Here is a 25,173-nt window from a genome sequence, read left to right as displayed (position 1 = left end):
GATACAGCACCCCGTCAGGGGTCTGTCCGGGAAGGCACGTGTTGAGGGGAGAGGCACATGGGCGCAGGCCGTCGTGTGACCGATGCCGTCAACGCTGTGCTGGATCTGGCCCCGCGCAAGGGTGAGGTGACGCTGTCCGCACTCGTCGAGGCCGTTGGTCGCGATCGGGACCGGTCCATCGAGATCATCTCGGCTGATTTGCCGCCCGGGGTGTGCGGTCAGTGGCGGCAATACGAGAACGAAGACATCTTCATCATCCAGCGTGGCCTGCCCACCTGGGATCGCACGCTCGCCCATGAACTTGGGCATGTGGTGCTGCGTCACGAGGGCATCTCGGTAGTTGAAATGGCTAGGGATGAAGCGGAATTCGCCAGCGACGACCTCATCGCATACATGCTGTCCCAGCGCTCCGGATGCATGGGTGCGGCCGGGATGGAGGCTGAACAAGAGGCAGAGGACTTCGCGGCTCTGTTGCTCTATCGGCTTGGCCGACTGCCCTCAGACCGCGCTTCGATTGTTCAGGTGAGGCTCGGGGAGGCCTTTGGGTGATCGCCTGGGTGATTGCCGGGCTGCTGGGTATGGCGACGGGTTTGCGCATCGGGTGGGTGCTCGTCCACAAACAATCCCCGGTGAGCACCGGAATGATCGTTGCGCTGGGAAGCCTGGCGCTGGTGTCGGCGCTGAACTGGGAGCCGCTGACAATTCTTGTGGACAGCTCGCTGGGCTGGCCCAATATTTCGGTGGCGGTAAGCCAGGCCGCGCTGACGGCGTGCGCGGCGGGCAGCTGCGTGATGATCACCAGCATGTCCGCCAGCCGCACCGCGGCAGCCAACAGGCGATGGGCGCGCTGGCAGTACCTGGCCGCGGCCCTGATCGCCGGCGCCAGCCTAGCCGTGTTCTTTTCTCGTGGTCCGCAGCCCGAGATGACGCCCCGCGAGTTTCTCAAGCACGATCTGGGTGGATTCGCCTCTGGCACAGCCTGGCTCATCCCGATGCTGTACATCGCCGTCGCCCTGTCGGTCGTGCTGTGGGCGGGGATGGCCTATTCGAATCGCAGCCGTCGGGGTCGCGCCTTGTTCCTTTTCACCGTCGGGATCAGCCTGCTGGTACTGGCAGTCTTGGTGGTCGCCGGTGTGGCCGTGGCCAATTCGGAGTACGTGACGATCGGGACCGCGGCGACGTTGATCGGTTGTGCGATGGCGATGGTGGCGGTGGGATCGCTATTGCCGACCTTCGAGACTTGGCTGGTGGCTCGACGCGAGATGTTCGTGTTGGCTCCGTTGTACACCGACCTCAAGAAGCGTCAGCCGGACGCAGCCATCGGAGTGCGTCCGCGTGGGCCGCTGGCCTTCCAGGTGGCAGACCGTATGGCCTACATCTCCGATGCGCTCTTCCTGGAGGCGATGCACGCCCAGGGTCTAGACCCTGAATCGGAGGGTGAGGGCGATATCGAGCTCGGAGCGGAACCGGTGAGGCTCGACGTACCACCGGACGCGCAGGCCCACGCGGTGGTGAAATGGGTTCTTACCGAGGGTGATCCGAAGGAAAACTTCCCGGGCCCGGAATGGCTACACCAGCCTGACGGATACTCCGATCGCGAATGGATTCTCGCGATCGCCACTGAGTACCGCAGGCTGGTGCGTGCCGAACGTCGTTCTTAAGTTGTACTTCGCCGTCCCTCCGTGCGTACGCCGCCGGCTCGATGAGCGGTGAACGCCAAACTGACCGGTCCTTCCCCGAGTGGACCGGCCAGGTGAGAAGCGGACTAGCTGTCGAGACCCTCTTGGCGACGGTATTCGTCGACGGCCTGCGTGATGCGGTCCTGTGCCTCGACGGACAGCCCCACGGTGCGGGCCGCGATTCGACGGACACCCTCATCGCGCATGTTGGCGAGCCAGGTCAGTTCCTGGTCGAGCTTCTCGTAGTACTCATCGTCGGTGAAGTACGCCGGCTTGATCCGGAAGAAGTTCGCGAGCGCCTTCATGGTCGCCGACGAAGGGTTGGTGCGGTTACCTGATCGCAGCTGCGACAGGTACGGCGCGGACATCGTGATGCCCTCGGAACGCAGGGCCGCGATCACCTCGGCGGAGGTGTGGGGGCCGCGCCCGGGTGGGTACACGGTGTCGAACAACCGATTCAAACGTGCGGTGAACGTGGTGCTCATCGAGCCTTACCTCCACAAACAGATAAAGTTGCTAATTCGGGGGACGTATTTGCTGCCCATCGTAACCTTAGTTTTGCCTGCAGCCAAGCGCAACCGTCAAGTTCGCCTCGGGTGGACATGGTGTTCGGTTATCCAAACCTGCTAGCTCAGGCACATTCGTGCAGCGTCCAATATTCGGGACGATCTGGGAATCTTCGTTCTCAGGCAAATGATTGATGAATCCCCAGGGCGATGACACGGAGGCTCCGTTGTGGGCCGCGCGCAGAGGTCGCATTCGTTTCCTAAGTCGGCCGGACGCGGTGCCCGGCGGTATAACCTGCTGAGTTGCTACTCGCACCGGCACCGCGCCTTCTTCGCGCATGCCTCGCTGACCTGGCACGATGTCATGCCCGTGACGATAACGGCAGCTAGTGATTATGGCGGGAATCGCCGCGCATAGGTAACGTTTAAATAGTGGAACGCTGACGGCAAGTGTGCCCCGTCAGCAGGGCATCCCCTCTGACCAGCGGTAAATCCACGGAGGTGGACTGTGAGCAAGATCACAGCAACTAACGGGGGCGTGTGGTCGGTCACTGCCGTCCAATGCCCCCTGCGAGAGCCGCCGAAGACCCTCCGGAACTGAGATCACGACGAGGGTCGCGGTCACGTCCTGGAGTAGATGTGACGGAAGTGACCGATGCGGCCGGGTGCCCGCGGGGACTCGCCCGGTACAGCGCACACCGTGACCGTCGGCGCGCCCATCAGCGCGTGGTTTCACCGATGGTCGCTGGCGGCGCGGCGGCGGTTGGCATTGTCGTGTCATCGAGCCCGGCGTGAATTTTGAGGAAATGATCGCCAGGGAGATGAAACGAGTCGCGCGGGCGGTCGCTGGTTTAGGGCGGTGGTTTGCGTTGTTCCTGCGCCGAATCCAACTCCCGGAGCCGGGAACGCTAAACCTGCGCGGACGGTGATGCGCCGTTTGGGGAGAATGGCCCCGGAGACGCTTCCGATGGCGACGGAGGGGCCGTGAACTGGGGCAGACATTGGGCGGCGGCCCGCACGCGCGATCGATCAACGGCAGCGCAGCTCAGGCCTCATTGTCATCAGTGTGGGAATGGTTGCCGAGCTTGCCCAGGAATGCCGTTGTCACTGGCGGCGGCTGACGGATAGTGCTCGGGGCGGTCGTCGAGGCCGAGCGCACCGAACGTAACCGGTTCGCCGAATGGCTGTTTGGCGCGAGTAGTGATGACGACGACACGGGTGATGCGACTCTCGGCCAGCATCGCGGGCACGACGATGCCGGATCGAAAACCTAAGCAGAAGAACAGGTATGCGGCGACATGGCCGATAGTGGTGGGAAGTCTAGCCGACGAATTCCTTTACGCGGCAAGCAACATGGCCAATACGGCCGTGTCGGGATCGCTGATGGGATCGATACCCACCCGACTCACCACCGAAGTCACCGTGCCATCTGATTCGGCCTCAACCCATGCTGCCCGATGCTCTAGGCCCAGATGTGGCAATCCGGGAAGGAGTAGGCAACCTGAGGCCGCACCAAGGCATTCCGGCAGTGTGGGGTTGGTCTCGGATGGCGGATGGAGCATAAGCAGCGCCGGTGGTTGATGTTCTGCAAAATGCCCGGGTGCGACCGCCGACTCCCCGAGTACCGTGCCTTCGGCGACGACCAAACCCACCATGCCAGGCGCGGGATCGTCGGGCAGGTCTTCGCGGGCGCCAAAAATCGTTGTGGTGGAAAGTAATCCGGGCAGTGTGGCGATGCGCACTGTCACAATCAACAGCTGCATCCATTCCTTGGTGGAATCGGGCCAGCGGCCGCACACCACGAACCCCCTGAGCGATCCGCCCGCGTGGAAGGGTGCGATCTCGATCGGCTGATCGGAACTAGTTGCCATATCTGCCACGCTCGCAATCACTCTGACACCACATCCACGCTGCGCGACGCTGCTTATTCCAGAATTACCATGCGCGGAGTCGCCCCGCAATTGCTAGCGGACACGCCGATAACACACTTGGGCCCCGGATTCGTAACAAACCCGGGGCCCAAGCGAAACAGCGAGATCAGCCGAAGATAAGGCCCGACGTCTTCGTGGTGGCCGCGGTGTAGCGGTCCTGCACGTCGGCCCAGTTGACCACGTTCCAGAATGCCTTGACGTAGTCCGCCTTGACGTTCTTGTACTGCAGGTAGAAGGCGTGCTCCCACATATCGACCTGGAGCAGCGGGATGATGCCCAGCGGGACGTTGGCCTGCTGGTCGTACAGCTGGAAGGTCAGCAGCTTCTGCCCCAGGCTGTCGTAGCCGAGCACTGCCCAACCCGAACCCTGCAGACCGTTGGCTGCCGCGGTGAACTGCGCCTGGAACTTGTCGAACGAGCCGAACTGGTCGTCGATAGCCGCGGCCAGATCGCCGGTGGGCTTGTCGCCACCGTTGGGCGACAGGTTCTTCCACCAGATCGAGTGGTTCACGTGACCACCGAGGTGGAAGGCCAGGTTCTTCTCATTGAGGAAGATCGCGGCGTGGTCCCCCTTCTCGCGGGCCTCCTCCAACTTGGCGACAGCGGAATTGACGCCCGCCACGTAGGCCGCGTGGTGCTTACTGTGGTGCAGCTCGTTGATCTGTCCTGAGATGTGGGGCTCCAGAGCTCCGTAGTCGTAGTCCAAATCGGGCAGTGTGTACTCAGCCACGAGATTCCTTTCGGCTTGCTTCGTATCCGCGTGTGTGCAGATCCATTCCATGAGAAGACACGGCCAAACCGGATGCACCGGATGCGCCGGCCTACCGATTCAACCCTGCTCTATTGCGCAACGCGTCGCAAGGACGCACGCATCCTCAATTGGTCACCCAATGTTGGCCGGTGGAAACGGATCGCCGAGACTCCCGGCTAGATCAGGATGAGAAACGCGAGGCCGGCGGCGAGAATGAGGGCGATGACAAGCGCTCGGAAGGCTGCGACGCGGTAGGAGGTGTTGTAGCAGCGTGGGGTCAACTGCCAGCCGGAAGTGGACATCGACTCGTGCCCTGCCGACTGTGCCGTCATCGCCGCCCTCCTGTCACGCTGTGCAACTACCGTCACGGTGAGATGAGTCACAGCATCTCGCGTGTGACGGTCATCATAGCTCCAAATCGCGATGCGCGAAAATTCACCCTGCGTGTACCTGGAAACCCCAGCTAGACCAGCAAATTGGCGGGGTGCCGCGGCGTACCATCAGGGGCATGGCTTCTTGGGTAAATAACGTTCGCGATCAGATCTTGGGGCGACTCGAAGGCGGGCTCGCACCGGGAAAGCCGGCAATCGTGGAGGAGGGTGCGGCCCTGCCCGGGCGTGCCACCCCGATTCGGATATCCGGCACTCATTTCGTCAACGGTCATGCCACCGTGCCGCCCTTCCCGGAGGGGCTGGAAACCGCGGTGTTTGGCGAGGGGTGCTTCTGGGGTGCCGAACGGGGCTTCTGGACGGTTCCCGGCGTCTATTCCACCGCGGTTGGATACGCCGGGGGCTACACGCCCAATCCGACCTATGACGAGGTGTGCTCTGGGCAGACCGGGCACGCGGAGGTCGTGCTGGTGGTGTTCGATCCCCGTGAGGTGACCTACGAGCAGCTTCTGGTGCAGTTCTGGGAGAGTCACGATCCCACTCAGGGCATGCGGCAGGGCAACGATCGCGGCAGCCAATACCGCTCGGCCATCTATGGGACGAGTGAGAGCCAGGTGTCGCAGGCCGCCGAGAGTGCTACGCGGTACGGGTTCGCACTTGCTGACGCCGGATATGGAGCGGTCACCACCGAGATAGCTCCGTTGGACGGGCCGATCGGACATGCGTCGCGGCGCTTCTACTACGCCGAGGAGTATCACCAGCAGTACCTGGCCAAGAACCCAAACGGGTACTGCGGACTCGGCGGGACGTCGGTTTCCTGCCCTGTCGGACTGGATGTGCCACCCGGCGATCCAGCACAGCCGTGAGCTATCCCACGGCGGTGACTATGAATTCGCTAACTATGCACAGGCAGTGCTACGGTTCCCCGTCGCCAGCCCAGCTGAGCGCCTCCACGAAGTCCTGGCCAGCGCAAATACAAATGAGCAGCCTGTGGTTTGTGGATCAACCTGTGGATACTGTGGATAAGCCGACATTGCTGTGGCGTACGTCACACCGCGAAAAGTTGCAGGCACAGCAGCCGTCACCCCAATTGAGCGACAGGAATGGACGATGACTTTCCCCTCGGGCGATGAGGTCCCTCAGGTCGGCATCGATGAGATCTCGGCCGCGTTTGATCTTGGTGTCAAGTTGCTTGACGTCCGTGAGGACGACGAGTGGGCGGCCGGGCATATCGATGGCGCGCAACATATACCGCTCGGTGATGTGCCCTCCCGGACGGACGAGCTCGATCCGGACGCTCCGCTGTGGGTCATCTGCCATGCGGGCGGACGATCTCAGCGCGCCGCCGCTTACCTGAACCGCAATGGATTCGATGTCAGCAACGTCTCAGGTGGCATGCTGGCCTGGGTACAGGCAGGTAAACCGACGATCAGCTGAGTTTCCGGCGACCTCCCTCTCGGGTTGGCACCAGTGCGCTACTCGCTGCAGGTTGCGCCCTCAGGCCGTTACGCTGGACGAATGATCCAGGTGTGCTCCCGCTGCGGTACCCAGTGGAACGTGCGTGAGCAGCGTCGATACTGGTGCCCGCGGTGTCGGGGCACGCTGCTTGAGCCGGGGATGACTGCCTCGCCGCGTCCTTCCGCGCCGATACCACGTCCGCCCGCCGGGGCGCAGCCGCCGACTGGCAAGTACTGGGTTCCACCCACTGCGCAGGGTCCCGTGGCAACGCCCGCCGGGCGTCCTCCGGCCCGTCCCACGCGGCTTCCCGCGGGATATCGATGGATTGCCGTGCGTCCCGGCTCGCCCCCGGCGCCGGCCCGCCGTCGGCGTCCGCTGGGGCCGACACCGCGGTACGGATACATCCCGCGCTGGGGTCTGGTCGATCACATCGAACCGGCCGGGTCCTCACGCCAAGGGATAGCCGGGGGTCATATCCCCAGCCGGGTGCTCGAGAGGCTCCTGCTGGCCACAATCATCACCCTGGCAATCGTTTCGTGTGCGCATTTTCTTCGATATGCGCTGATGGTTTACAACCGCGGAGCGCTGATTCCGCGGTTCGTCGCCAGCACCTCGAACGGGCTAGTGCTCTTCAGCGTGGCGGTTGCCTTCGCGGTGATGGCCGCCACCGCGTGGTTCCTCACCGACTGGATGATCGGGCGGCGTGCTGAAACATACCGCGACCTGGGATTTGACGATCCGCGGGCGCGGTGGGAGATCCGCGTGGGCTGTCTGGTGCCGATCGTGAACATTGTTGGCATACCCCTGCTGCTTCTCGAGCTCGCCAAGGTCGAAAACCGGTGGTACCGGCAGTACCGAAACATCGTGTGGTGGTCGATTTTGTGGGGCGTGACGTGGCTGCTGGTGCTCGTGACGTGGGTCGTCCGCGATCCGCTCACCGTGCAGGGCGTCGCCGACAACGCGCTGTTCACCACCCTCGATTACGCCGTCGCTGCGGTTGCGGCCTGGTCACTCCGGCGCGTGTACAACGGCTTCACCGCGCCGGAGGGGCAGCACCGCTCGGTGCGCTGGCTAGCGGTGGAATCCCCGCAGGGGCCGGTGCCCATTGATGCTGATCGTCCGGATGTGCCGACGACACGCGGGGACAATTCCGGCGCTGCGGTTGAACCGATGGGGCAAGAACCGGCAGCATTGGAGCGTGACCGAGTCGCCGGAGCCTGGTGATGGGGCGGAGCCCCAGCTTGTGCAAGGAGCCGACGAGATAGACGGCAGGGCTAAACGACATCCGTTCGTCGTCGCGCATCGGGGTGCGTCGGCGGACCGGCCCGAGCACACCCTTGCCGCCTACGAGCTCGCTCTCGAAGAAGGAGCGGACGGGGTGGAATGCGATGTCCGCCTTACTCGGGACGGACAGCTCGTCTGCGTGCACGATCGCAGGGTGGATCGCACGTCGAACGGGACCGGGTTGGTCAGCGAGATGACACTGAGTCAGTTGCGCGCGTTGGACTTCGGCGGTTGGCATTCGGGCGGCGCAGAGGCCGGATCAGGGACCGGCCTGCTCACGTTGGAGGAGCTGGTCTCGCTCGTGCTCGACTGGAACCGCCCGGTGAAGCTGTTCATCGAAACCAAGCACCCGGTCCGCTACGGGTCGCTGGTGGAAAACAAGGTGCTGGCTCTGCTGCACCGGTTCGGGATCGCCGCACCGGCATCGGCGGACATGTCGCGGGCGGTCGTCATGTCCTTCTCGGCTGCGGCGGTGTGGCGCATTCGTCGCGCGGCCCCCATGTTGCCGACAGTGCTGCTGGGCGAGACGTCCCGGTATCTAGGGGGCAGCGCGGCGACCACGGTGGGAGCCACCGCGGTGGGACCGTCCATCGCGACCCTGCGTGAGCATCCGGAGTTGGTCGACAGGGCAGCGGCTCAAGGACGGGCGACGTACTGCTGGACGGTCGACCACTACGAGGACGTCGAATTCTGCCGAAGCATTGGCGTCGCCTGGATCGCGACCAACCATCCCGGCCGCACCAAATCATGGTTACAGCGGGGCCTCACCGGTACTGCGCTGTAGCCGAAACCACGCGTGCGCCGCGGAATCCCACCACGGGGCCGAGTTCTCCGCTTATGACAAATACGTCGCCGGTAGCGTCGCGGTAAGGAACCGGCGTTCCGCGAATTCCTGGGAGTATGGCGCCGGCTCGCCGTCCAACGGACGGTCATAGCGTTCCGCGAGTTCGTGACCGGTGGTTGTTCGTATCAGCCAGCCATGTCCCGACAGCCACTCCCCGGACAGGGTGCGTCCGTCGTTCACCGGGGAGAGCCCGTCTGCATGCAATGCGTTCGGGCCCAACGCATCACGGACGTCAGCCCACGGTTGACCAGAGGGCGCGATGCCATCGGTGTCGGTGGCGATGCTGCTGCCGAGCGCCGACATCTCGATGACTCGCTCAAAGAGCGCGTCATGGCTCGGGCCGGGTAGGTGTGAGACAAGTGCCTCTGCGAGCCACGCGGTGGGCAGGTCTGGATCGAAGTCCGCGGCGGTGAGGTCTGACTGCCATGGGCCGCTGAGGAATGTTCCGACCTGTCGGCGCTCGGCACGTGACTCCACGCCGCTATCGGCGAGTACCTCTTGTTTGAAGCTGAGCAGTTCGGGGTAGTCGACTTCGAAGACCGTGGTGTCCTCGGGCCAGTCCAGCCGATAGGCGCGAGTATCTAGTCCGCCTGCCAACAGCACCACCTGGCGGGCGCCGGAACGCGTCGCCGCGAGGAGGGAATCGTCGTAATGCTTCGTCATGAGCGACCGACAATGCGCGATGAAGGATTTGTGGTCGCTAGTCGAGTCCGCAGCAACGGGCGAATCCACTGGTTGATGGTTCAGCAGCGCCAGCGCGTAGGGCTCACCCGATGCCTGTACCAGATGTTCGGCCAATGCATCGACAAACAAAGGATTAGCGCGAAGTGACTCGATGGCACGAGAAGCGGTGAGCGTCAACTGAATGTGTCGGCCGCGGAACATCCGGTCCACCGCCCCCTTCCCGGCGCGTCGTCGTCAGAGATGGCAAATCAGTATCTGCCATTCAAGATTAGCCGACGGGGGTTACCCGAATGGGTGTGATGGGGCCGAAAACAAACTCTCCCCCGTCCTCGATCACGGTCGAGAGCAGGGGAGAGCAGTCAGCGAGACGTCAGGACGACTACAGCGAGCCGCCCGCTGCCGGGGGCGCGGTGGGATCGCTTGATTCGACCGAGATCTCGCGCGCCACGAACTCCTCGAGGTCGAAGTAGTTGTCTCCGGCACGCTCGGCGACCGTGAGCAGCGTGTCCATGAGGGCAACCTCTTCCACTTGCTCCTTGAGGAACCACTGCATGAACTGCTCACCGATGTAGTCGCCCTCATCCCGGGCCGTGCGGGCCAGCTCGGTGACCTGCTCGGTGACGGTCTGCTCCTGAGCCAGCGCCAAGGCCAGCGGCTCGCGCGGTGCGGTGAAGCCGTTGGTCACCGCACCCACGGCGGGGATCTCCACGTGGACGCGTCGATCGATGAGGTAACGCACGATCATCATGGCGTGATTACGTTCTTCGACCGCCTGCTTGTAGAAATGCGCGGCGAGCTGTGGAAGGTCGGCATCATCGAAATACGCGGCAATTGCAATGTATTGCTGCGACGCGGTGAACTCGTGGCCGATCTGGTCATGGAGGAGCGCGTTGAATTTAGTCTTGGGGGTGTCGGTCGCGGACATGAATTCGACAATAGACCAGGTCAGAGGCATTGTCAGCCAAGGTCAACCTTAATGAGGTTATCGTCACCTAAGTAATGGTTGAATATTGCGCAAGCTAATTGGCTTATTCTTAACTTAGCCAAAGTTAATGCACGCGCACCTTCAATTGGGAATCGCTGTGCGCAAAATTGATTTAGAGCGCGCCGCCGGCTGCGGGGGGTGCCGTCGCATCCTGGCCGACGGGGCGGCTGAGTTCGCGCTCCACAAAGTTCTCCAGATCGAACAGGTCGTTATCAGCCCGGTCGACGACCGTCAGCAGCGTGTCCATGAGGGCGACCTCCTCGACTTGCTCCTTGAGGAACCACTGCATGAACTGCTCGCCGTAGTAATCGCCCGAAGACCGGGCTGAGCGGGCGAGTTCGGTGACCTGATCGGTCACGCGCTTTTCCTGCTCGAGGGCCAGGGTGATGGGTGCGCGCGCGTCCGCGAATTCGTTGATGACGGGGTCGACGCCGGGGATGGAGATGGCGACGTTCTTATCGATCAGGTAGCGGATGATCATCATCGCGTGGTTGCGCTCCTCGACCGCCTGCGCATAGAAGCGCTTGGCCAGCTGCGGCAGATCGGCGTCGTCGTAGTAGACAGCGATGGCGACGTACTGCTGCGAGGCCGTGAACTCATTGCGGATCTGATCACGCAACAGTTCGAGGAATGGCGAGGATGCGCGCGCATGGAGATCAGTGGTAGCCACACCGAAAAGCCTAGTGCGTCAAGGGGTCGCTGTGGCCGGGTCGGGCAAGAGGTCTGCGGGAACTTGTTGACCGGTGCGCAGTGCCTCGAAGAGCCGTGCCGAGGCGTCCTCGTCCCAGGTGACGATGTCTCCCGCCCAGTTCGAGGAGAACGAGCCGATAGGCATGGTGAGGGTCTGTACGGAACCCGCGAGGGCCAGACCCAATTGGGCCAGATTCCAGCTGTGATCGCCGTGCGCGATGGTGATGGCATCGGCCGTGGATGTGGCGAGGGGATACCAGCGGAACGGGTTGGCCCACACCGCCGGGCTGCTCACGCGGTGAAGCAGTGCGGACATGAATGCCCGCTGGTGTGTCATGCGGTCCAGGTCGGCGCGAGGCGTAGCCCGGCTGCGCACGTATCCCAGTGCATTGGGTCCGTTGAGTGTCTGGCACTCGGGCGCCAGGCTGATTCCGGCCAAGGGATCGTCGATCGGCTCGTCGAGACAGATCGCGACGCCGCCAATGGCATCGACCACCGAGGCGAATCCACCGAATCCGATTTCCGCGTAGTGGTCGATGCGCAGCCCGGTGGCCTGTTCGACGGTTTGGGTGAGCAACGATGGCCCGCCGAGCGTGAACGCGGCGTTGATCTTGTCACTTCCGTAGCCGGGGATGGGGACATACGAATCACGCGGAAGGGACACCATGGTGGCGGGCCCGCCGTCGTAGAACGCGGGTATGTGCACCAGCAGGATTGTGTCGGTGCGGCCGTCTCCGGTGTCTCCGCCGGTGGCGAGCTCTGCTTCCTGTTCCGGGCTGAGGGCCTGACGGCTATCTGAGCCGACCAGAAGCCAATTGGTGCCACTACCGGGCGAGGGGCGTTCCGGATAGTCGGTGAGCGCGTCCACGCGATGTAGCCGTCCGTCGATCCAGAATGCCGTCCCGACGATAGTGCAGAACCCAAGGAGCACAAGGGTCGTCGCGAGAACGAAGGTGCGCCGTATCCAGGCGCCCCATCGTCGTGTGCGTCGTGGACGCGAGGGTGGCGGCGGCGGTGGCGGTTTGGCTGGTGGTGCCGGACGACGCGGTCGTGGATCACGGGAAGACGGCCTCGGTGGCGGTGGTTGTTCGCGGCGCGGAGGCGGGAGATTCGGGCGACGCGGCGGGTTGCCGCGCATCGCAGGAGGTGGCTGGTGCGGATGCCGGCGGATGACCTCGCTGTCCTCCCGGCTCTCCCGCCGACGGGGAGGCCGTCCACGGAAGGGGATGGTGGGCTCGGTCATCCTGCGCGTCCCATGAGATCAGGCTAATGGAGCCAGACCAGGTGATCACGGAGCAACGCGTACCCGGCGAAGGCGACGGTGTCGATCACGCCATGGGCGACGACCAGGGGCCATAGCCGTCCGGTGCGGTGCCAGACGTATCCGAAGACCAGACCCATCGCCAGGTTTCCGATACCGGCCGAGACACCCTGATAGAGGTGGTAGCAACCGCGTAGCAGCGCCGAGGACGCGATGGCGGTCGTCGTTCCGTAGCCCAGTTGCCGCAGTCGTGTCTGTAGGTAGGCGACGACAACGACTTCCTCGGCCCAGCCATTCGCGAATGCGGACAGCACCAGCACCGGCAGCCGCCACCAGGTGTCGTCGAGGGAGGCGGGGATGACCTGGACGCTCAAGCCCATCCAGCGCGCGCCGACGTACAGCGCCAGGCCCGGCAGCCCGATGAGCGCCGCCAATCCGAGTGCACCCAAGCCGTCGGGCCGCCAGCGCCAGCGGCCGAGCCCGATCGAGGACAGATTGAAACCACTGCGCCACAACAGATATACCGCGAGTGCGCCCCAGGTCACCAGCCGGGTGATCGATACCAGGTTCAATCCCAGGTCAATCAGGCTGAACTCGGCGCGGCGGGGATTGAGCGCTACGGTCTGGCCGGCAAGCCCGGCCAGGACGGCAGACGTGAACTGCAGGATGGCGCTGATCGCGCTCATCCCGAAGCTGATGGCGAGCACGATCCAGATCTCGATGCGGATGGTGCGCGGTGTCATGTCCGATGAGCCGCATACGCGAAGAGGTGAAGACTCCGATTCGGCCACGGCGCCCATTGTGGCTGGTATTGGTGGAAGAGTGTCCGATGTGGTGAGCACTCTGCGCTATGTGGCGTCGCCCGATGGGGTTCGGCTGAGCCTGACCGTGTCCGGTGAGGGGCCGCCGCTCGTGATGGTGCACGGCGCGATGGATTCGGGGGCGGCCTGGTCAGATGTCGCCACAGAGCTGCGACGGGACTTCACGTGCTTTCTTGTCGACCGGCGTGGTCATGGTGCGAGTACGGACGCCGAGGAACACAGCCTGGCGCGTGAGGCGGACGATGTCATCGCGGTGGCCGCGGAAGCGGGACCCGATGCGGTGATACTCGGCCATTCGTTCGGCGCGGTTGTCGTGCTGGAGGCCTTGCGTCGCGGACTCGATGTGGCTGCCGTCGTGTTATACGAGCCACCGCTTCCGGTGTCGGACGGTGTGGCTACGGCGAATCGGGAAGGGAGCGCGGCGGTTCGGGCGCGCTCGGCGACCGTGTCACGGGAGTTCCAGGCGCTGGATCATTGCGTGGAGGTGCTCGGTGAGTACACCCGTGTGGTCATCCCGATGCTGCTACTCGAAGGGGCGAACTCGCCGCTGCAGTTCCGCGAGCCGGTGGGATATTTGGCACGGCGGGTCGCCGGCGTGCGAGTCAAAGAGCTTGTTGGGCAAGGTCATTTCGCGCATCGTGAGGCACCGGCGATGTTCGCCGGGGTATTGCGCGAACTGTTGCTGGGCTAGATCTTTCGGGCACGCAGTCCGTTGAGAAACGGGCAGCCGGCCAGAATGCGCAGTGCCTGGCTCAGGCCTGCGGTGTCGTTGACGGGTTCGTTGAACGGCAGTCTCACGTCGTGGTCGCCCGCCGCGCCTTCTACGCGCAGCTGGATGCCGTAGCGGTCGATGCCGAGCAGCCGAACCTCGCCGTGCTGCAGGTTCAGGGGAAGACGCCGCGCCAGTCGTTCGACGAGATCGCGGTGGTCGTGGTCGATATGCGACAGCCAGCCGGCCTCGAGTGCGCAGAACGGATCGGGACGCGCACCGAGCAGTGCGGAGACGTCAACCGATTCGGCTCCCGTCGAGTCGGCGACGACGACGGACTCCACGTTCAGGCACAGCAGTACCGAGCCGGGCTCTGTGCGCAGCCGCATATCGGTGCGGATGTCCAGGAGTGCCGGATTGGGTATCCGGCTGGCGATCACGTCGACGATGCCGCGGGCCTCCCGGTCGGAGGCGGCCACCACGTTGCCGCGCACCCAAACCAGGGAGCGCACCGGCTCGCGCAGGGGAAGCGGTGCTTGGTCGGTCAGCTCAAGGAGGGCGGGCATCCCGGATTGGCCGGCCGCGACGACGGTGGCGGCGATGGCGCTATCCGAGGGGACCGCGACGGCGAAGGTGCCGTCGTCGAACAGATGATGCAGCGAGGTCCCGACCACATCGGCTCCGGCGATGGCGAGAGTTGAGCTCGCGGCCCGTGCGCAAGCCGAACGAACACGCTCGGCGGTGGTGGGCGGTGCTGCGGTCATGGTGACCCTTCCTGTTCAAACCCTGGAGAACCCGACGAACTGAGGTAAGCCTAAGTTAACAACGGACGGTGGAGAGTGCAAGGGACACCTGTGCTGTCGCCTGTGTCGAGGGTTCGCCGGGCGGTGGAACGCCTAAGGTTTGAAGTGTGCAGCGCATCACGTATTTGGGGCCGGAAGGCACGTTCTCCGAGGCCGCGCTGACCACGCTGCGCACGACGGGGCGGATTCCCGGCTCTCCCGAGGTGGAGCCGGTCTCGGTTGCCAGTGCGCGCGAGGCGTTGGTGCAGGTACAGAAGGGTGACGCGGCCTACGCCTGCGTTCCAATAGAAAGCTCGCTCGAGGGCCCGGTGGTGCCGACGCTCGATACCTTGGCGGTAGGCACTCCGTTGCAGATCTTCGCGGAGACGGTGTTGCCGGTGTCCTTCACCATCGCGGTGCGACCGGGGACGTCCGCGGAGGATGTGAAGACTGTCGCGGGTTTCCCGATCGCCGCCGCGCAGGTGCGTGAGTGGCTGGCGGCCAACCTGCCGAACGCTGAGCTGATCGCTGCCAACTCAAATGCTGCGGCGGCCGAGGATGTGAAGGCGCTGCGGGCCGACGCGGGCGTATGTACGGAATGGGCCGCGCAACGACTGGGGCTGGATGCCCTGGCGAGCGGCGTCGTCGATGAGGCTCATGCGCACACGCGCTTCGTGCTGGTGGGGCAACCGGGGCCGCCGCCGTCGGCCACCGGCTCGGATCGCACCTCCGTGGTTCTCGGATTGGGGAACGTGCCCGGCGCTCTCGCCGCCGCCATGAACGAGTTCGCGATCCGGGATATCGATCTCACCCGCATCGAGTCCCGGCCTACTCGTACCGGCCTGGGTACTTATCGGTTCTTCCTGGATTGCGCCGGACATATCGACGACGTCGCCGTCGGCGAGGCACTCAAGGGCCTGCATCGTCGTTGTGCGGATGTGCGGTATTTGGGATCGTGGCCGAGAGGAATCGCAGCGCCCGCCGGCGCCAACCCGCCGGTATTGGACGAGGCGTCCGGATGGCTCGCCGAGACGCGGGAAGGGAAGCTGCGATGAGCGGGCGCCTTGTCCTGGTCCGGCACGGGCAGTCGTATGGAAACGTTGAACGCAGGCTGGACACCAAACCACCGGGTGCGGCGCTGACCGAGCTCGGACTGCAACAGGCCCGGCTGTTCGCCAAACAGTACGAGGAGCACGCGCCTGCCGTGCTGGTGCATTCGGTGGCGTTGCGCGCCGTCCAGACCGCCACGGAGATCGCGGGACATCTTGGCGTGGAGGCGCTTCAGCTCGACGGTTTGCATGAGGTGCAGGCAGGGGAATTGGAGGACCACACCGGCCTGGAGTCGTTCGAGATTTTCGACCGCACATATGAGCGTTGGCATTTCGGTGAATTCGGAACCCGTTTACCTGGTGGTGAATCCGCGCAAGACGTGTTCGACAGGTACCTGCCCGTGGTTGCCGAGCTCCGGTTGCGGCACCTGGAAAACGACGCGTCGACCGGTGATGTGGTGGTAGTGAGCCACGGGGCAGCGATCCGCTTGGTGGCGGCCACGCTCGCCGGAGTGGACCCTGGCTTTGCGGTGAACCATCACCTGCGCAATGCGGAAGCGGTTGTGCTGGCGCCGATTACCGACGGACGGTGGAGCTGTGTGCACTGGGGAGATGCGGCCGCGCCCTTCCCGCATCAGGAGGCCGCCAGCGCCGAGGAACTGGCGCAGTCGGCCGACCCGATGGGCTAGACCGCCAGCGGGATCTCGCCCTCGCAATCGCATTGTGCGGCAATGCAATCAATGACCAAGCTGTGCCGTAGCAGATACTGCCCATCGCAGTCACGTTCCGTGCACTCGGCATGCCGAGAGGAGTGCACGATCAATGTTCCGTGGCAGTGGTCGATATCTCGGATGCAATCACGGCAGGCCACACCGCAGCTGATGGCGTGCCGCCACTCCGGTGATTTCTTCATACCCGTGTTCTAGCACCGTATACCGACGAGTCGCCGTAACCGAGCGGCGAGGGAGCCTTCTTTTTACATTGATATTGCAATACAATCTGAATATCAATACAATCTGTATGGCTTGGATATGCACGTCATAACGCGATTCAGAGGAGTTCGACCATGGGCAGCCTGCGCGACGACCCGAGATATGCCGGAACGGTTGAACAACGCCGCAGGCGTGACCGACGGTATGACTTCCTGCTCAAGCTGCATGGCAAGAACGGCAAGAGGGCACTGCAGATCGCGGAGGCCCCGCGTAAGAACGACGGCTACTTCGGACTCGACTCGCTCAGTTTCAAGGTCTACGAGAACGTGATGGTCGCCGGGATGGGAGCGCTCTCGGGGCTGTTTATTTCCGTCCTCGACCCGGACGGGGCCTATGGCGTTGGGCAGCACACGACGTACTACTACGACACGGTGGGCCGGGTCCGCCGAAGTCTGCTGTTCTTCGCGGGCGCTGTCGCGGGTGACAGCGAGGCGGCAGTCAAGGTCGGTCGCGACCTGTTCCGTAAGCACGCGCACATCAACGGTGATGTACCGTCCACGGGGGAGTCATTCCGTGCCAATCACGTTGAAACACTGAAGTTCACGTACGTAGTCGGGTGGCCACACCTGTGGCGTGCGTACAAGAAGTTCGGTGATCCGAATGCGACGTATGAGGATGAGTGCCAGTTCTACAAAGAGCAGGTGCGCGTGTGCGAGTTGATGGGCATGCCGGCTGGGGAGCTACCCACCACGCCGGAGGACGTCGAGGCCTGGGTTCGCAATGCGGAGAAGAACCTGATGGCATTCACACGGCCGGCGCAGGAACTCACTGATTTCCTGACGCATAACCCCTGGACGCCGTTGTACCCCAACGTGATTATGGGCGCGGGAATCAAGCTGGCGATCTGGGCCGCGATCCCCTTGCTCACGCCGTATGTCCGCGAGATCTGTGGACTGACCACCATGCGGATCAGGCCGGCCATCGGCACCGTTGCGATCAAGGGCGCGGTGCGCGCGCTACGCAATCCGGTGGTCGAAAAATTGATCTTGCCCTGGTTCGGATACGAGATGTGGGGATACATGCACAACGCGATTCGGCATGCGCCAGATGCAGGGCCGGTGCCATTCGATCACAACGTGGGCTTGACACTGCAACAGGGCAAGGGCGGAACGCTGGGGGAGAGCGCGTGCCCGATGCATGCTCTGGTCACGGCGCAGCCGGCAGAGGTGTCGGTATGACACGTATCGACATCATGGCGAATGAGCGGCTCCTCGATGATCGCCATCATCTGCATGAGTTTCAGGAGCTGTGGGCCGACGGTCCGGTGGCGTTCGTCTTCCTGCGGCAGTTCGGCAGTGCGTTCGCGGTTCGGCAGGCGCAGTCGCTCAACAGGTACTACGACGAGATCGCCGCTGCCGGAGCAAAAGTCGTCTTCATCGGGTTGGGCACCTCCATTCAGGGCTTCACCTTCCGTAAGCGCACCCAGACACGGTTCCTGGTGCTGACAACCCAGGACCAGACGCTCTATCGGACGATGGGACTCTGGCGCTATCGCGGGGGAACGATCGGACCCTCCAATTTCGGACCGTGGGTGAGGCTCATACGCGAGGGCATATATCCATATCAACGGACCGGGGACCCCTATCAGTTGGGTGGCGTCTTCGTCGTGACGGCTGGAGGCCGCGAAGTCACCTGGGACTTTCGGGCTCACAAGGCCTCCGACATCGCCGCGGCCGGCGACATCGCCAAGGCGCTCGTTCAGGCCCCGCTGCCTAGCTCTGTCGGCACAGCGCCTTAGCGCCGAGGTCCGTTCGTGTCCCGGGTAACGATCGTCGAGTCGGCTGCGGCAGATCGATATACTGCGAACCGACCGGCCGGTGCCGGGAGACGGAAAGCGCGCGACAGGGCGCGGGACTAGCGATCGGGGTGTCGATGCCGAGGGCGCTGACCCGCGAGGAACTGCAGGCGCAGACGCGGGAAATCGTGCTCGCAGCCGCCGAGAAAGTCTTCCTGCAAAAGGGTTTTCACGCGACGACGGTTGCGCAAATTGCCGCCGAGGCCGGCCGTACCCAGGGCTCGATCTATAGCAACTTCGAGAGTAAAGACGCTTTGTGTCAACAACTTCTGCGCATCCATTACGAAGGGTGGCTGACTCAGGTCGCGTTGGCGATGATGGCCAAGGAGAGCGCAGCGGACAAACTTGCCATCGTCGAGACCAAGTGGCGCGTACTCAGTGGTGAGACCGACTGGATCGGTCTGACCGCGGAGTATCTACTCGCGGTCCGCCATGATCCGGAACAGGCTCAGCTGATTCGTGAGAATGTGGCCGGTTTGCAGGCGGGCGTGAAGGCAGTGTTCGCGGGCCAACTTGAAGCCGAGGGCGTGGCAGCCCTGGACCATCCGATTCTTGACGACGCCGTGGCCGCAATTGTTGCCACGGGGATGGGGTTGGTGGTCAACCACACGCTGGGTCTTGTCGAGCCCGATCAGTCAACCAGCGTGTTCATGCAGACCCTCGAGACGTGGCGAGATCGACTGAGTGCTGCCGGCTAGCGCTGGTGAATTGATAGTCAGTGAACGGAAAATACCGGTTCTGCAAGCGCATCTCGGTGTTGGTTGATGGACGATACGCGGCCGCATCGCCTTGGTAGTTGATGTAGTAGGTGTTCGAGCCCGCGCACAGCGGTGTGGGAAGGTGGCTCTTGGCGGCGCGCGAAAGCATTTGCTGCCAGTACTTATCGTGAGGCTCCTGACGCACCTCGCAACGGGTGGCTCCACGTCGGCGAGTTTCCTTGATGGCCCGAACGGCGTGCGCAACCGTCGATTCCAACAGAACCAGGTACGAGCCGGGTGAGTACGCCCAGGGCCCGATCAGCATGTATGCGTTGGGCCAACCGGGGACGGTCACTCCTTGGTAGGCCTGGTAGCGGTTCTCGTCCCACCACGTGTTCAGGTCGACGCCGTCGCGACCCAGGCACGGGAACGGTGGCGTGGCACCCTTTTCCATGACCTTGAATCCTGTGGCGCACACCAGAACATCGATCTCGTGCTCTGCCCCATCGGCGGTGATGACGGAGTTCTCGGTGATGCGTTCGATGGGTTCGGTCACCAGATCGACGTTGGGTTTGGTGAACGTCGTAAACCACTCGTTGTGCATGGATGGCCGCTTGCAGCCGAACGCGTAAGTGGGCGTGAGCTTCTTGCGTAGTTCGGGTTCTCCGGGGAGCTGTGTCCACATCCATCCCCGTAGCGCCAGACCCACACTCTGCAGCACCGCCTTGTACAGGCGTTCCCCCAGCAGCTGCCCGCCCAGCAGCGCACCGCCGAGCCCTAGCTCGACGAGCACTATGCCGGCACCGCGCAACGGCGCACGCAGCACACGATTGCCGAAGATGAATCGGGTGAGGGGGCCGGTCTTGAAGTCGAGCTTGGGTGCGACCCAGATCGCGGTGCGCTGAAACACCGCCAGGTGACCGACCTGATCAGCGATCGCTGGCACCAACTGCAGCGCGGTGGCACCGGTGCCGATCACGGCCACCCGCTTGCCGGTCAGGTCGTAGTCGTGGTCCCACGACGTGGTGTGCTGGAGCTTACCGGCGAAGGTGTCGATGCCGGGGATGGTGGGCAGATTGGGCACCTCCAGCCCACCGATCCCGACGATTACGTGGCGAGCGGTGATCTCACCTTTATCGGTCTCCACGTGCCAGATATCGGTGGTCTCATCGAATCTTCCGCCGAGCACCGTGGTGCTGAGCCGCAGCTTGTCGCGCAGGCCGTGCCCATCGACCACGTCCTCGGCGTACTGCTGGAGCTCGTCGCCGGGCGCGAAGAGCCGGCTCCAGTTCCCGGTCTGGGCAAAGGAATAGCTGTAGATGAATGACGGAATATCAACCGCGACACCGGGATACTTGTTGATGAACCACGTTCCGCCCACGGATGGGTGCTTATCGACGATCACGAAATCGTCGATACCCGCTTTGCGTAACTTGACACCTGCGGCGATGCCGCCGAATCCGGCGCCGACGACAAGAACCTCATGCTGGGGAGTGGGCGTGCTCACGATGTGCCTGCCTTGGAGTTGGTCGGATTGGTGATCTGGCTGATGAAGTACGCGATGTCGGCTACCGCGGCGCGGGCGTCGGGCAGGATATCGGCGGCGATCTGAAAGTCGTGCACGGCGTGATCCCAGATCTGGACCGTGCACGGCACGGTGGCTTCGGCACAGCGGCGGGCCAACTGCTCGACATCGACCAGCAGCACTTCGAGCGATCCCACCTGGATGAAAACCGGTGGCATGCCCGTGAAATCGCGGTTTACCGATGACCAGGACGGGTCCAACTCACCGTCGGGGGCCATGCCCAATTCGCCCGGAACCGAGAGAATGAGGCCAGATAGCATCGCATCACGGGCCTCGTTCGGATGGGCCTTCTTCGCCGAACAATCGAGATCCGCCCACGGGGAGATAGCGGCGATGCCACCGGGCACCGGTAACCCAAGGTCTCGGGCGGCGAGAGCCGCGCTGAAGGCCAGTCCGCCTCCGGCTGAATCGCCGGCGAACACAATTTTGTCGGCGGCGTATCCCTGGTCGAGTAGATATCGGTAGGTGGTCATGGCATCGGCGACGGACTCGGTGATATGCGCCAGCGGGAGCTGGCGATAGTCGACCGCGAGTAGCCGCGTCGCTGCCGTGCGCGCGAGACGTGCGGTCATGCGCCGGTGACTGTGTAGACCGCCCAGGATGAAGGCGCCGCCGTGGAAGTACAGGATCGCACCCTCCTCCGCATTCTCCGGATCGGGAAGGTCCCTATGCCACAACCATTCAGCACGGAAGTGTGGAAACGTCACGATGCGCCGCCGGGTACCGCGACTCGGGCGCAACGGGTAAGCCGCCACCTCGACGAAGTTGGCGGCGCGGAATCCGGGCGTCCGCCATGACGGAAAACGCGCGGCGAGTCTGGCTAGACCCTCCAACGGTGCTCGCAGCAGAACCCGGGCCACCGCGTGGGTAAACCTTTGCAGCGCTGAGCCACTCCCCAGCATCGAGATCTTGACGGTATCGCCCGGTACGGCGATGGGTAGCGGAGCATTCATGTGAGCACCTCTGCGGGCTGCTTCCCGTAGGCGTATTCGTAGTCGTCGAGCGGGAACTTGCGTGTACTGCGCCGCGCCTCGAAGAACCCCGCGGGCCGCAGATACGTACTGTCGCCCTGCGAGTTCCGGTAATACGTGGGGATGTGTCCGTTCAGCTCGGCAAGGTAGTAGCGCATGGCTTCCGATCGCTGGCGGACGATGCGATGGTACGCATCGGCAACCTCCTTGCGTACCTCGCAGGAGCCAGCTCCACGCCTGTTGGCTTCGACGATGGCGCGTACCGCGTGATCGGAGGTCATTTCCATAAACGCGTGCCAGCCCGATCCGGTCCACGAGTACGGTCCGCAGAGTGTCCACCGATTCGGCAGGCCGTGTACAGCGACGCTCTCGTAGGCCTGCAGTCCGTGTTCGGCGTAGTATGCGGCTAGGTCAAACCCGTTGCGGCCCCGAATGGCTCCGGGCCGGTAGGTCTCCGGGTCCGAGAACACCTCATATCCGGTGGCCAGGATCAGCACATCGAACCGGTGCTCGACGCCATCGCGCGTCCGGACGCCATCGGTCGTGATTCTCTCGATCGGCTCGGTGATCAGTGAGACGTTGTCTCGGTTGTATGCCCGCAGATAACCATTGGAAATGGTGGGGCGTTTCGCGAGCGGGCCAAAATCCGGTGTCAGCTTCTCGCCGGTGGACGGGTCGTCGACTATCCAGCGGATATAGCGGCGGTATGCGGCAATGCACGTCGCATCGAACCTGTCCATCACGGGGCGTGAATATCGGAACGGTGCCTTGCTCAGCGTGCGGAGCAATATGTCGGCCAGCACCAGCACGGCGCCGTTGAGCGCGGGTTGCACTCCGGGTGCCGCGTACACACGACGCAGGATCGGGCCCAATGTGAGGTCCGGCTTGGGTAGGGACCAGACCGGTGTGCGCTGGAAGACGGTTAGGCGCGATACCTGCGGTGCGATGGTGGGAATGATCTGCACCGCGCTGGCTCCGGTGCCGATGATGCCGACACTTTTGGCCGTCATGTCGTACGCGTGGTCCCAGTCGGTGGGTCGCTGCACCTTGCCGCTGAAGGAGTCTGCCCCCGCGATGCCGACATCGGCTTTGGGGCGGACGAAGGCACCGACGGCGCTGATCACGAAGCGTGCGGTGATGACCGAACCGTCGCTGGTGACTAAGTTCCAGAATCCGGTGTCGTCCCACTCTTCTCGTTCGACGTTGGTGTCAAAGCGGACCCGTTCGTAGACGCCGAAGCGCTGCGCGACGTCGACGTGATACTGCTTGACCTCATCGCCTTTAGGAAAGAGCCTGCTCCACTGAGAGTTTCGCGCGAAGGAGTACTGGTAGGCAAAGGACGGAACGTCCACTCCCAGGCCCGGATAGTGGTTTTCGTGCCAGCTTCCCCCGACGTCGTCGGCGCGTTCCAACAGCACGATGTTGTCGATTCCGGCTTGTAACAACTTGACCCCCGCCGCGATACCGCCGGGCCCCGCGCCAATGACAGCGACATCGAATTCCGGTTGCGGTGTGCTCACTGTCCGACTCGATTCAGGAGGGGCTGCAACCGGGACATCAGGCTGTCGGCCAATTCGAATGAGCCGATGCCCGTGAGGACGCGGCTAAGGCTCGGCGACAACCGATAAAGGCCGTAGATGAACCATGATTCGGGATTGACAGGAACGACGGCCCAGTTGTGGCGTACCGATCTCTCGATGGCGCGTGCCACCTTCTCCGGGCCCGCATAGCTGATCGATTGAATCTTGCCGGCCTGTGCGTACCACTGCGTTTGATCGTCGTCACTGATTCCGGCGCGATGGCCATTGGCGATCAGATTGGTGTTGATAACACCGGGGCATATTGCGGTGACCCCGATTTCGTGTCGGCGCAGCTCGACCCGCAGCGCCTGCGATGCCATCAGAACGGCCGCCTTGGCCGTGCCGTACGCGGGAATCATTTTGTGCGGCAGGAAGGCCGCCCCCGAAGCGATGTTGACGATATGCCCACGAACCCCTGCATCGATCATCTGTTGGCCAAAGATCCGGGATCCGTAAATGACACTCATCAAGTCGACGTCCATGGTGCGCTGCCACTGTTGCGCGGTCGTGTCGACAAACCCGCCCCAGTCCATGATTCCGGCGTTGTTGACGAGCAGGTTGGGCGCGCCGAACTCGGAGCCGACCCACGTGCCGAGCGTCTCCCACTGCTGTTCATCCGCGACGTCCAGCTGATACGCGATCGCCGTGCCGCCGCCGGTGGCGATGTCACCCGCCGCGGCCTCCGCCGCGTCGAGATCAATATCCGCGAGGATCACCCGGTCGCCCCGAGAAGCGAAGAGGCGAGCGGTTTCTCGTCCGATACCGGAGCCGGCACCGGTCACTATTGCGGTCTTCATCGATTTCCTCCGATACCCAGGGTGGTCAGCGCACGCGCGCCCAGATCCACGACACGATCGGCCAAGGGCATCCGGGCCAGACCCAGCAGCCCACGCGTCAGGCCAGGAGACAGCCGGTACAGGTACCAGCCGAACCACGCCTCTAGACCGACGGGCACGGTGGACAGGTTCCATCGCATGGAGCGTTCGACGGCCGCGGCGACGTGATCGGGGGATCGGCCGAGGAAGTGTTGCCCGCGGCTCAGCTTGTCGGTCCACGTTGTGCCCGTGGGACTGTCGACGCCGCTGCGCGTGCCGTTCGCGGAGAGGTTCGTATCGATCAGGCCGGGGCAGATCGCGCTGACACCGATACCGCGGCGGCCGAATTCGGCGCGTAATGCCTGCGTTCCGAACCAAGCCCCTTGTTTCGCGACAACGTACGACGGCGCCAAGGGTGTCGGCATGAACGCCCCGACCGAGCAGATGTTGGCAATATGGCCCGTCGCACCCGCGTCGATCATGCGCTGTACGAATAGCCGCGACCCGACGAGCGGACTCATCATGTTGATCGAGATCATTCGTCGCCAGTCCGCACCCGTCTGCTCCAGAAATCCGCCGGCGATGAGGATGCCCGCGTTGTTCACCAGCAGGTCCGGGGGCCCGTATTGCTCACATACCCAGTCGGTGAACTGCTCCCAGTCGGCTAGATCTGCGACATCCAGGCGGCGGAAGACGGCCTTCCCGCCGTCCCCCGCGATGCGATCGACCGTCTCGGCTCCCGTCGTCTCATCGATATCGGAAACTACGACCGTCCAGCCCTTACGGCCGAATCGCTCGGCGGTCGCCCGGCCTATGCCGCTGCCCGCCCCGGTGACAACGGCTACCGGCATGACGAACACCCCCGGGGAGCCGTAAATCGGAACGATGCTTCAACCATGCGCGGACCTCTCCTC

Annotated in this window: 30 protein-coding genes; 14 read left to right on the top strand and 16 right to left on the bottom strand. The window is 63.6% G+C overall.

What is annotated here, in order from left to right:
* Window positions 1-57 precede the first annotated feature (57 nt).
* Both B4400_RS12670 and B4400_RS12665 read left to right on the top strand, forming a co-directional pair.
* A complete protein-coding gene (locus B4400_RS12670) occupies window positions 58-549 on the top strand; it encodes a M48 family metalloprotease (protein WP_078311398.1) in 492 nt (163 codons plus the stop codon).
* Entirely contained in the window at window positions 546-1,661 is a 1,116-nt protein-coding gene (locus B4400_RS12665) for a hypothetical protein (RefSeq protein WP_078311397.1), read from the top strand. Before B4400_RS12670 ends, B4400_RS12665 begins: the two co-directional genes overlap by 4 nt.
* Window positions 1,662-1,765: 104 nt before the next feature.
* Here B4400_RS12665 and B4400_RS12660 read toward each other — a convergent pair whose 3' ends face one another.
* Window positions 1,766-2,164 carry a secretion protein EspR gene (locus B4400_RS12660; protein ID WP_046252093.1) on the bottom strand — a complete coding sequence of 133 codons (399 nt, stop codon included), beginning with the start codon at window positions 2,162-2,164 and terminating at the stop codon, window positions 1,766-1,768.
* A 1,148-nt stretch (window positions 2,165-3,312) separates the two neighbouring features.
* Here B4400_RS12660 and B4400_RS24655 point away from each other — a divergent pair.
* Entirely contained in the window at window positions 3,313-3,459 is a 147-nt protein-coding gene (locus B4400_RS24655) for a hypothetical protein (protein ID WP_170914988.1), read from the top strand.
* Window positions 3,460-3,522: 63 nt separating this feature from the next.
* Here the strand turns inward: B4400_RS24655 and B4400_RS12655 are convergent, their stop codons facing one another.
* From B4400_RS12655 to B4400_RS12645, 3 genes are all read right to left on the bottom strand, one after another.
* A complete protein-coding gene (locus tag B4400_RS12655) occupies window positions 3,523-4,056 on the bottom strand; it encodes a peptidase (protein WP_078311396.1) in 534 nt (177 codons plus the stop codon).
* Window positions 4,057-4,222: 166 nt separating this feature from the next.
* Entirely contained in the window at window positions 4,223-4,846 is a 624-nt protein-coding gene (locus B4400_RS12650) for a superoxide dismutase (protein WP_030096167.1), read from the bottom strand.
* 197 nt (window positions 4,847-5,043) lie between these two features.
* Complete coding sequence (locus tag B4400_RS12645; protein WP_109556173.1) at window positions 5,044-5,199, bottom strand: hypothetical protein; 156 nt, start codon at window positions 5,197-5,199, stop codon at window positions 5,044-5,046.
* Window positions 5,200-5,375: 176 nt separating this feature from the next.
* Here B4400_RS12645 and msrA point away from each other — a divergent pair, with 176 nt between their 5' ends.
* The 4 genes from msrA to B4400_RS12625 all read left to right on the top strand — a co-directional run bounded on the left by msrA (window position 5,376) and on the right by B4400_RS12625 (window position 8,782).
* Window positions 5,376-6,122, top strand: coding sequence for a peptide-methionine (S)-S-oxide reductase MsrA (gene msrA, locus B4400_RS12640; protein WP_078311457.1), 747 nt, complete (start codon window positions 5,376-5,378; stop codon window positions 6,120-6,122).
* A gap of 244 nt (window positions 6,123-6,366) precedes the next feature.
* Entirely contained in the window at window positions 6,367-6,693 is a 327-nt protein-coding gene (locus B4400_RS12635) for a rhodanese-like domain-containing protein (protein WP_078311394.1), read from the top strand.
* A 180-nt stretch (window positions 6,694-6,873) separates the two neighbouring features.
* On the top strand, window positions 6,874-7,938 hold the full coding sequence (locus B4400_RS24745) for a DUF4328 domain-containing protein (protein WP_286151550.1): 1,065 nt from the start codon (window positions 6,874-6,876) through the stop codon (window positions 7,936-7,938).
* 19 nt (window positions 7,939-7,957) lie between these two features.
* Entirely contained in the window at window positions 7,958-8,782 is an 825-nt protein-coding gene (locus B4400_RS12625; RefSeq protein ID WP_078311455.1) for a glycerophosphodiester phosphodiesterase, read from the top strand.
* 51 nt (window positions 8,783-8,833) lie between these two features.
* On the opposite strand, the gene B4400_RS12620 is transcribed toward B4400_RS12625, so the two are convergent.
* The 4 genes from B4400_RS12620 to B4400_RS12605 form a co-directional block, all read right to left on the bottom strand.
* Complete coding sequence (locus B4400_RS12620) at window positions 8,834-9,727, bottom strand: SAM-dependent methyltransferase (RefSeq protein ID WP_078311393.1); 894 nt, start codon at window positions 9,725-9,727, stop codon at window positions 8,834-8,836.
* Window positions 9,728-9,905: 178 nt separating this feature from the next.
* Entirely contained in the window at window positions 9,906-10,451 is a 546-nt protein-coding gene (locus B4400_RS12615; protein WP_078311454.1) for a ferritin, read from the bottom strand.
* Window positions 10,452-10,623: 172 nt separating this feature from the next.
* Window positions 10,624-11,181, bottom strand: coding sequence for a ferritin (locus B4400_RS12610; RefSeq protein ID WP_078311392.1), 558 nt, complete (start codon window positions 11,179-11,181; stop codon window positions 10,624-10,626).
* Window positions 11,182-11,199: 18 nt separating this feature from the next.
* Window positions 11,200-12,132, bottom strand: a complete 933-nt coding sequence (locus B4400_RS12605; protein ID WP_078311391.1) for an LCP family protein — start codon at window positions 12,130-12,132, stop codon at window positions 11,200-11,202.
* 59 nt (window positions 12,133-12,191) lie between these two features.
* Between B4400_RS12605 and B4400_RS24645 the strand changes: the two genes are divergently transcribed.
* Window positions 12,192-12,374, top strand: a complete 183-nt coding sequence (locus B4400_RS24645) for a hypothetical protein (RefSeq protein ID WP_170914987.1) — start codon at window positions 12,192-12,194, stop codon at window positions 12,372-12,374.
* Window positions 12,375-12,467: 93 nt separating this feature from the next.
* Here B4400_RS24645 and B4400_RS12595 read toward each other — a convergent pair whose 3' ends face one another.
* Window positions 12,468-13,205 (bottom strand): CPBP family intramembrane glutamic endopeptidase, encoded by a 738-nt coding sequence (locus B4400_RS12595; protein WP_170914993.1) that lies wholly within the window; start codon window positions 13,203-13,205, stop codon window positions 12,468-12,470.
* Window positions 13,206-13,284: 79 nt separating this feature from the next.
* Here B4400_RS12595 and B4400_RS12590 point away from each other — a divergent pair, with 79 nt between their 5' ends.
* Entirely contained in the window at window positions 13,285-13,974 is a 690-nt protein-coding gene (locus B4400_RS12590; protein WP_078311388.1) for an alpha/beta fold hydrolase, read from the top strand.
* On the opposite strand, the gene B4400_RS12585 is transcribed toward B4400_RS12590, so the two are convergent.
* Window positions 13,971-14,756, bottom strand: coding sequence for a DUF2470 domain-containing protein (locus B4400_RS12585; protein ID WP_078311387.1), 786 nt, complete (start codon window positions 14,754-14,756; stop codon window positions 13,971-13,973). The genes B4400_RS12590 and B4400_RS12585 overlap by 4 nt on opposite strands.
* Window positions 14,757-14,902: 146 nt before the next feature.
* On the opposite strand from B4400_RS12585, the gene pheA reads away from it, so the two are divergent.
* Both pheA and B4400_RS12575 read left to right on the top strand, forming a co-directional pair.
* Window positions 14,903-15,829, top strand: a complete 927-nt coding sequence (pheA, locus tag B4400_RS12580) for a prephenate dehydratase (protein WP_078311386.1) — start codon at window positions 14,903-14,905, stop codon at window positions 15,827-15,829.
* Window positions 15,826-16,512, top strand: coding sequence for a histidine phosphatase family protein (locus tag B4400_RS12575; RefSeq protein ID WP_078311385.1), 687 nt, complete (start codon window positions 15,826-15,828; stop codon window positions 16,510-16,512). Before pheA ends, B4400_RS12575 begins: the two co-directional genes overlap by 4 nt.
* Here B4400_RS12575 and B4400_RS12570 read toward each other — a convergent pair.
* Window positions 16,509-16,736: a hypothetical protein gene (locus B4400_RS12570; protein ID WP_078311384.1), complete on the bottom strand. Its 228-nt coding sequence runs from the start codon at window positions 16,734-16,736 to the stop codon at window positions 16,509-16,511. The two genes, B4400_RS12575 and B4400_RS12570, sit on opposite strands and share 4 nt — an antisense overlap.
* A 153-nt stretch (window positions 16,737-16,889) precedes the next feature.
* Here B4400_RS12570 and B4400_RS12565 point away from each other — a divergent pair, with 153 nt between their 5' ends.
* The 3 genes from B4400_RS12565 to B4400_RS12555 all read left to right on the top strand — a co-directional run bounded on the left by B4400_RS12565 (window position 16,890) and on the right by B4400_RS12555 (window position 19,308).
* Window positions 16,890-17,993, top strand: coding sequence for an oxygenase MpaB family protein (locus B4400_RS12565; RefSeq protein WP_078311383.1), 1,104 nt, complete (start codon window positions 16,890-16,892; stop codon window positions 17,991-17,993).
* The gene (locus tag B4400_RS12560; RefSeq protein ID WP_078311382.1) at window positions 17,990-18,553 is read left to right on the top strand and encodes a peroxiredoxin-like family protein; all 564 of its coding nucleotides are present in this window, start codon (window positions 17,990-17,992) and stop codon (window positions 18,551-18,553) included. The genes B4400_RS12565 and B4400_RS12560 overlap by 4 nt, the downstream gene beginning before the upstream one ends.
* Window positions 18,554-18,681: 128 nt before the next feature.
* The gene (locus tag B4400_RS12555) at window positions 18,682-19,308 is read left to right on the top strand and encodes a TetR/AcrR family transcriptional regulator (RefSeq protein WP_078311381.1); all 627 of its coding nucleotides are present in this window, start codon (window positions 18,682-18,684) and stop codon (window positions 19,306-19,308) included.
* Here the strand turns inward: B4400_RS12555 and B4400_RS12550 are convergent.
* From B4400_RS12550 to B4400_RS12530, 5 genes are read right to left on the bottom strand one after another with little or no spacing between them, the layout of a single operon-like run.
* Complete coding sequence (locus B4400_RS12550; protein ID WP_078311380.1) at window positions 19,259-20,815, bottom strand: flavin-containing monooxygenase; 1,557 nt, start codon at window positions 20,813-20,815, stop codon at window positions 19,259-19,261. The genes B4400_RS12555 and B4400_RS12550 overlap by 50 nt on opposite strands.
* On the bottom strand, window positions 20,812-21,846 hold the full coding sequence (locus tag B4400_RS12545; protein WP_139361383.1) for an alpha/beta hydrolase: 1,035 nt from the start codon (window positions 21,844-21,846) through the stop codon (window positions 20,812-20,814). Before B4400_RS12545 ends, B4400_RS12550 begins: the two co-directional genes overlap by 4 nt.
* Window positions 21,843-23,384, bottom strand: coding sequence for a flavin-containing monooxygenase (locus tag B4400_RS12540; protein ID WP_078311379.1), 1,542 nt, complete (start codon window positions 23,382-23,384; stop codon window positions 21,843-21,845). Before B4400_RS12540 ends, B4400_RS12545 begins: the two co-directional genes overlap by 4 nt.
* Window positions 23,381-24,241 carry an SDR family NAD(P)-dependent oxidoreductase gene (locus tag B4400_RS12535; RefSeq protein WP_078311378.1) on the bottom strand — a complete coding sequence of 287 codons (861 nt, stop codon included), beginning with the start codon at window positions 24,239-24,241 and terminating at the stop codon, window positions 23,381-23,383. Before B4400_RS12535 ends, B4400_RS12540 begins: the two co-directional genes overlap by 4 nt.
* The gene (locus B4400_RS12530) at window positions 24,238-25,110 is read right to left on the bottom strand and encodes an SDR family NAD(P)-dependent oxidoreductase (protein WP_078311452.1); all 873 of its coding nucleotides are present in this window, start codon (window positions 25,108-25,110) and stop codon (window positions 24,238-24,240) included. Before B4400_RS12530 ends, B4400_RS12535 begins: the two co-directional genes overlap by 4 nt.
* Window positions 25,111-25,173: the final 63 nt, after the last annotated feature.

Source organism: Mycobacterium sp. D16Q13 (assembly GCF_002013375.1).
Taxonomy (GTDB): Bacteria; Actinomycetota; Actinomycetes; order Mycobacteriales; family Mycobacteriaceae; genus Mycobacterium.
The sequence above is the reverse complement of the archived record's forward strand: the minus strand, read 5'-3'. Positions and strand labels throughout refer to the sequence as shown.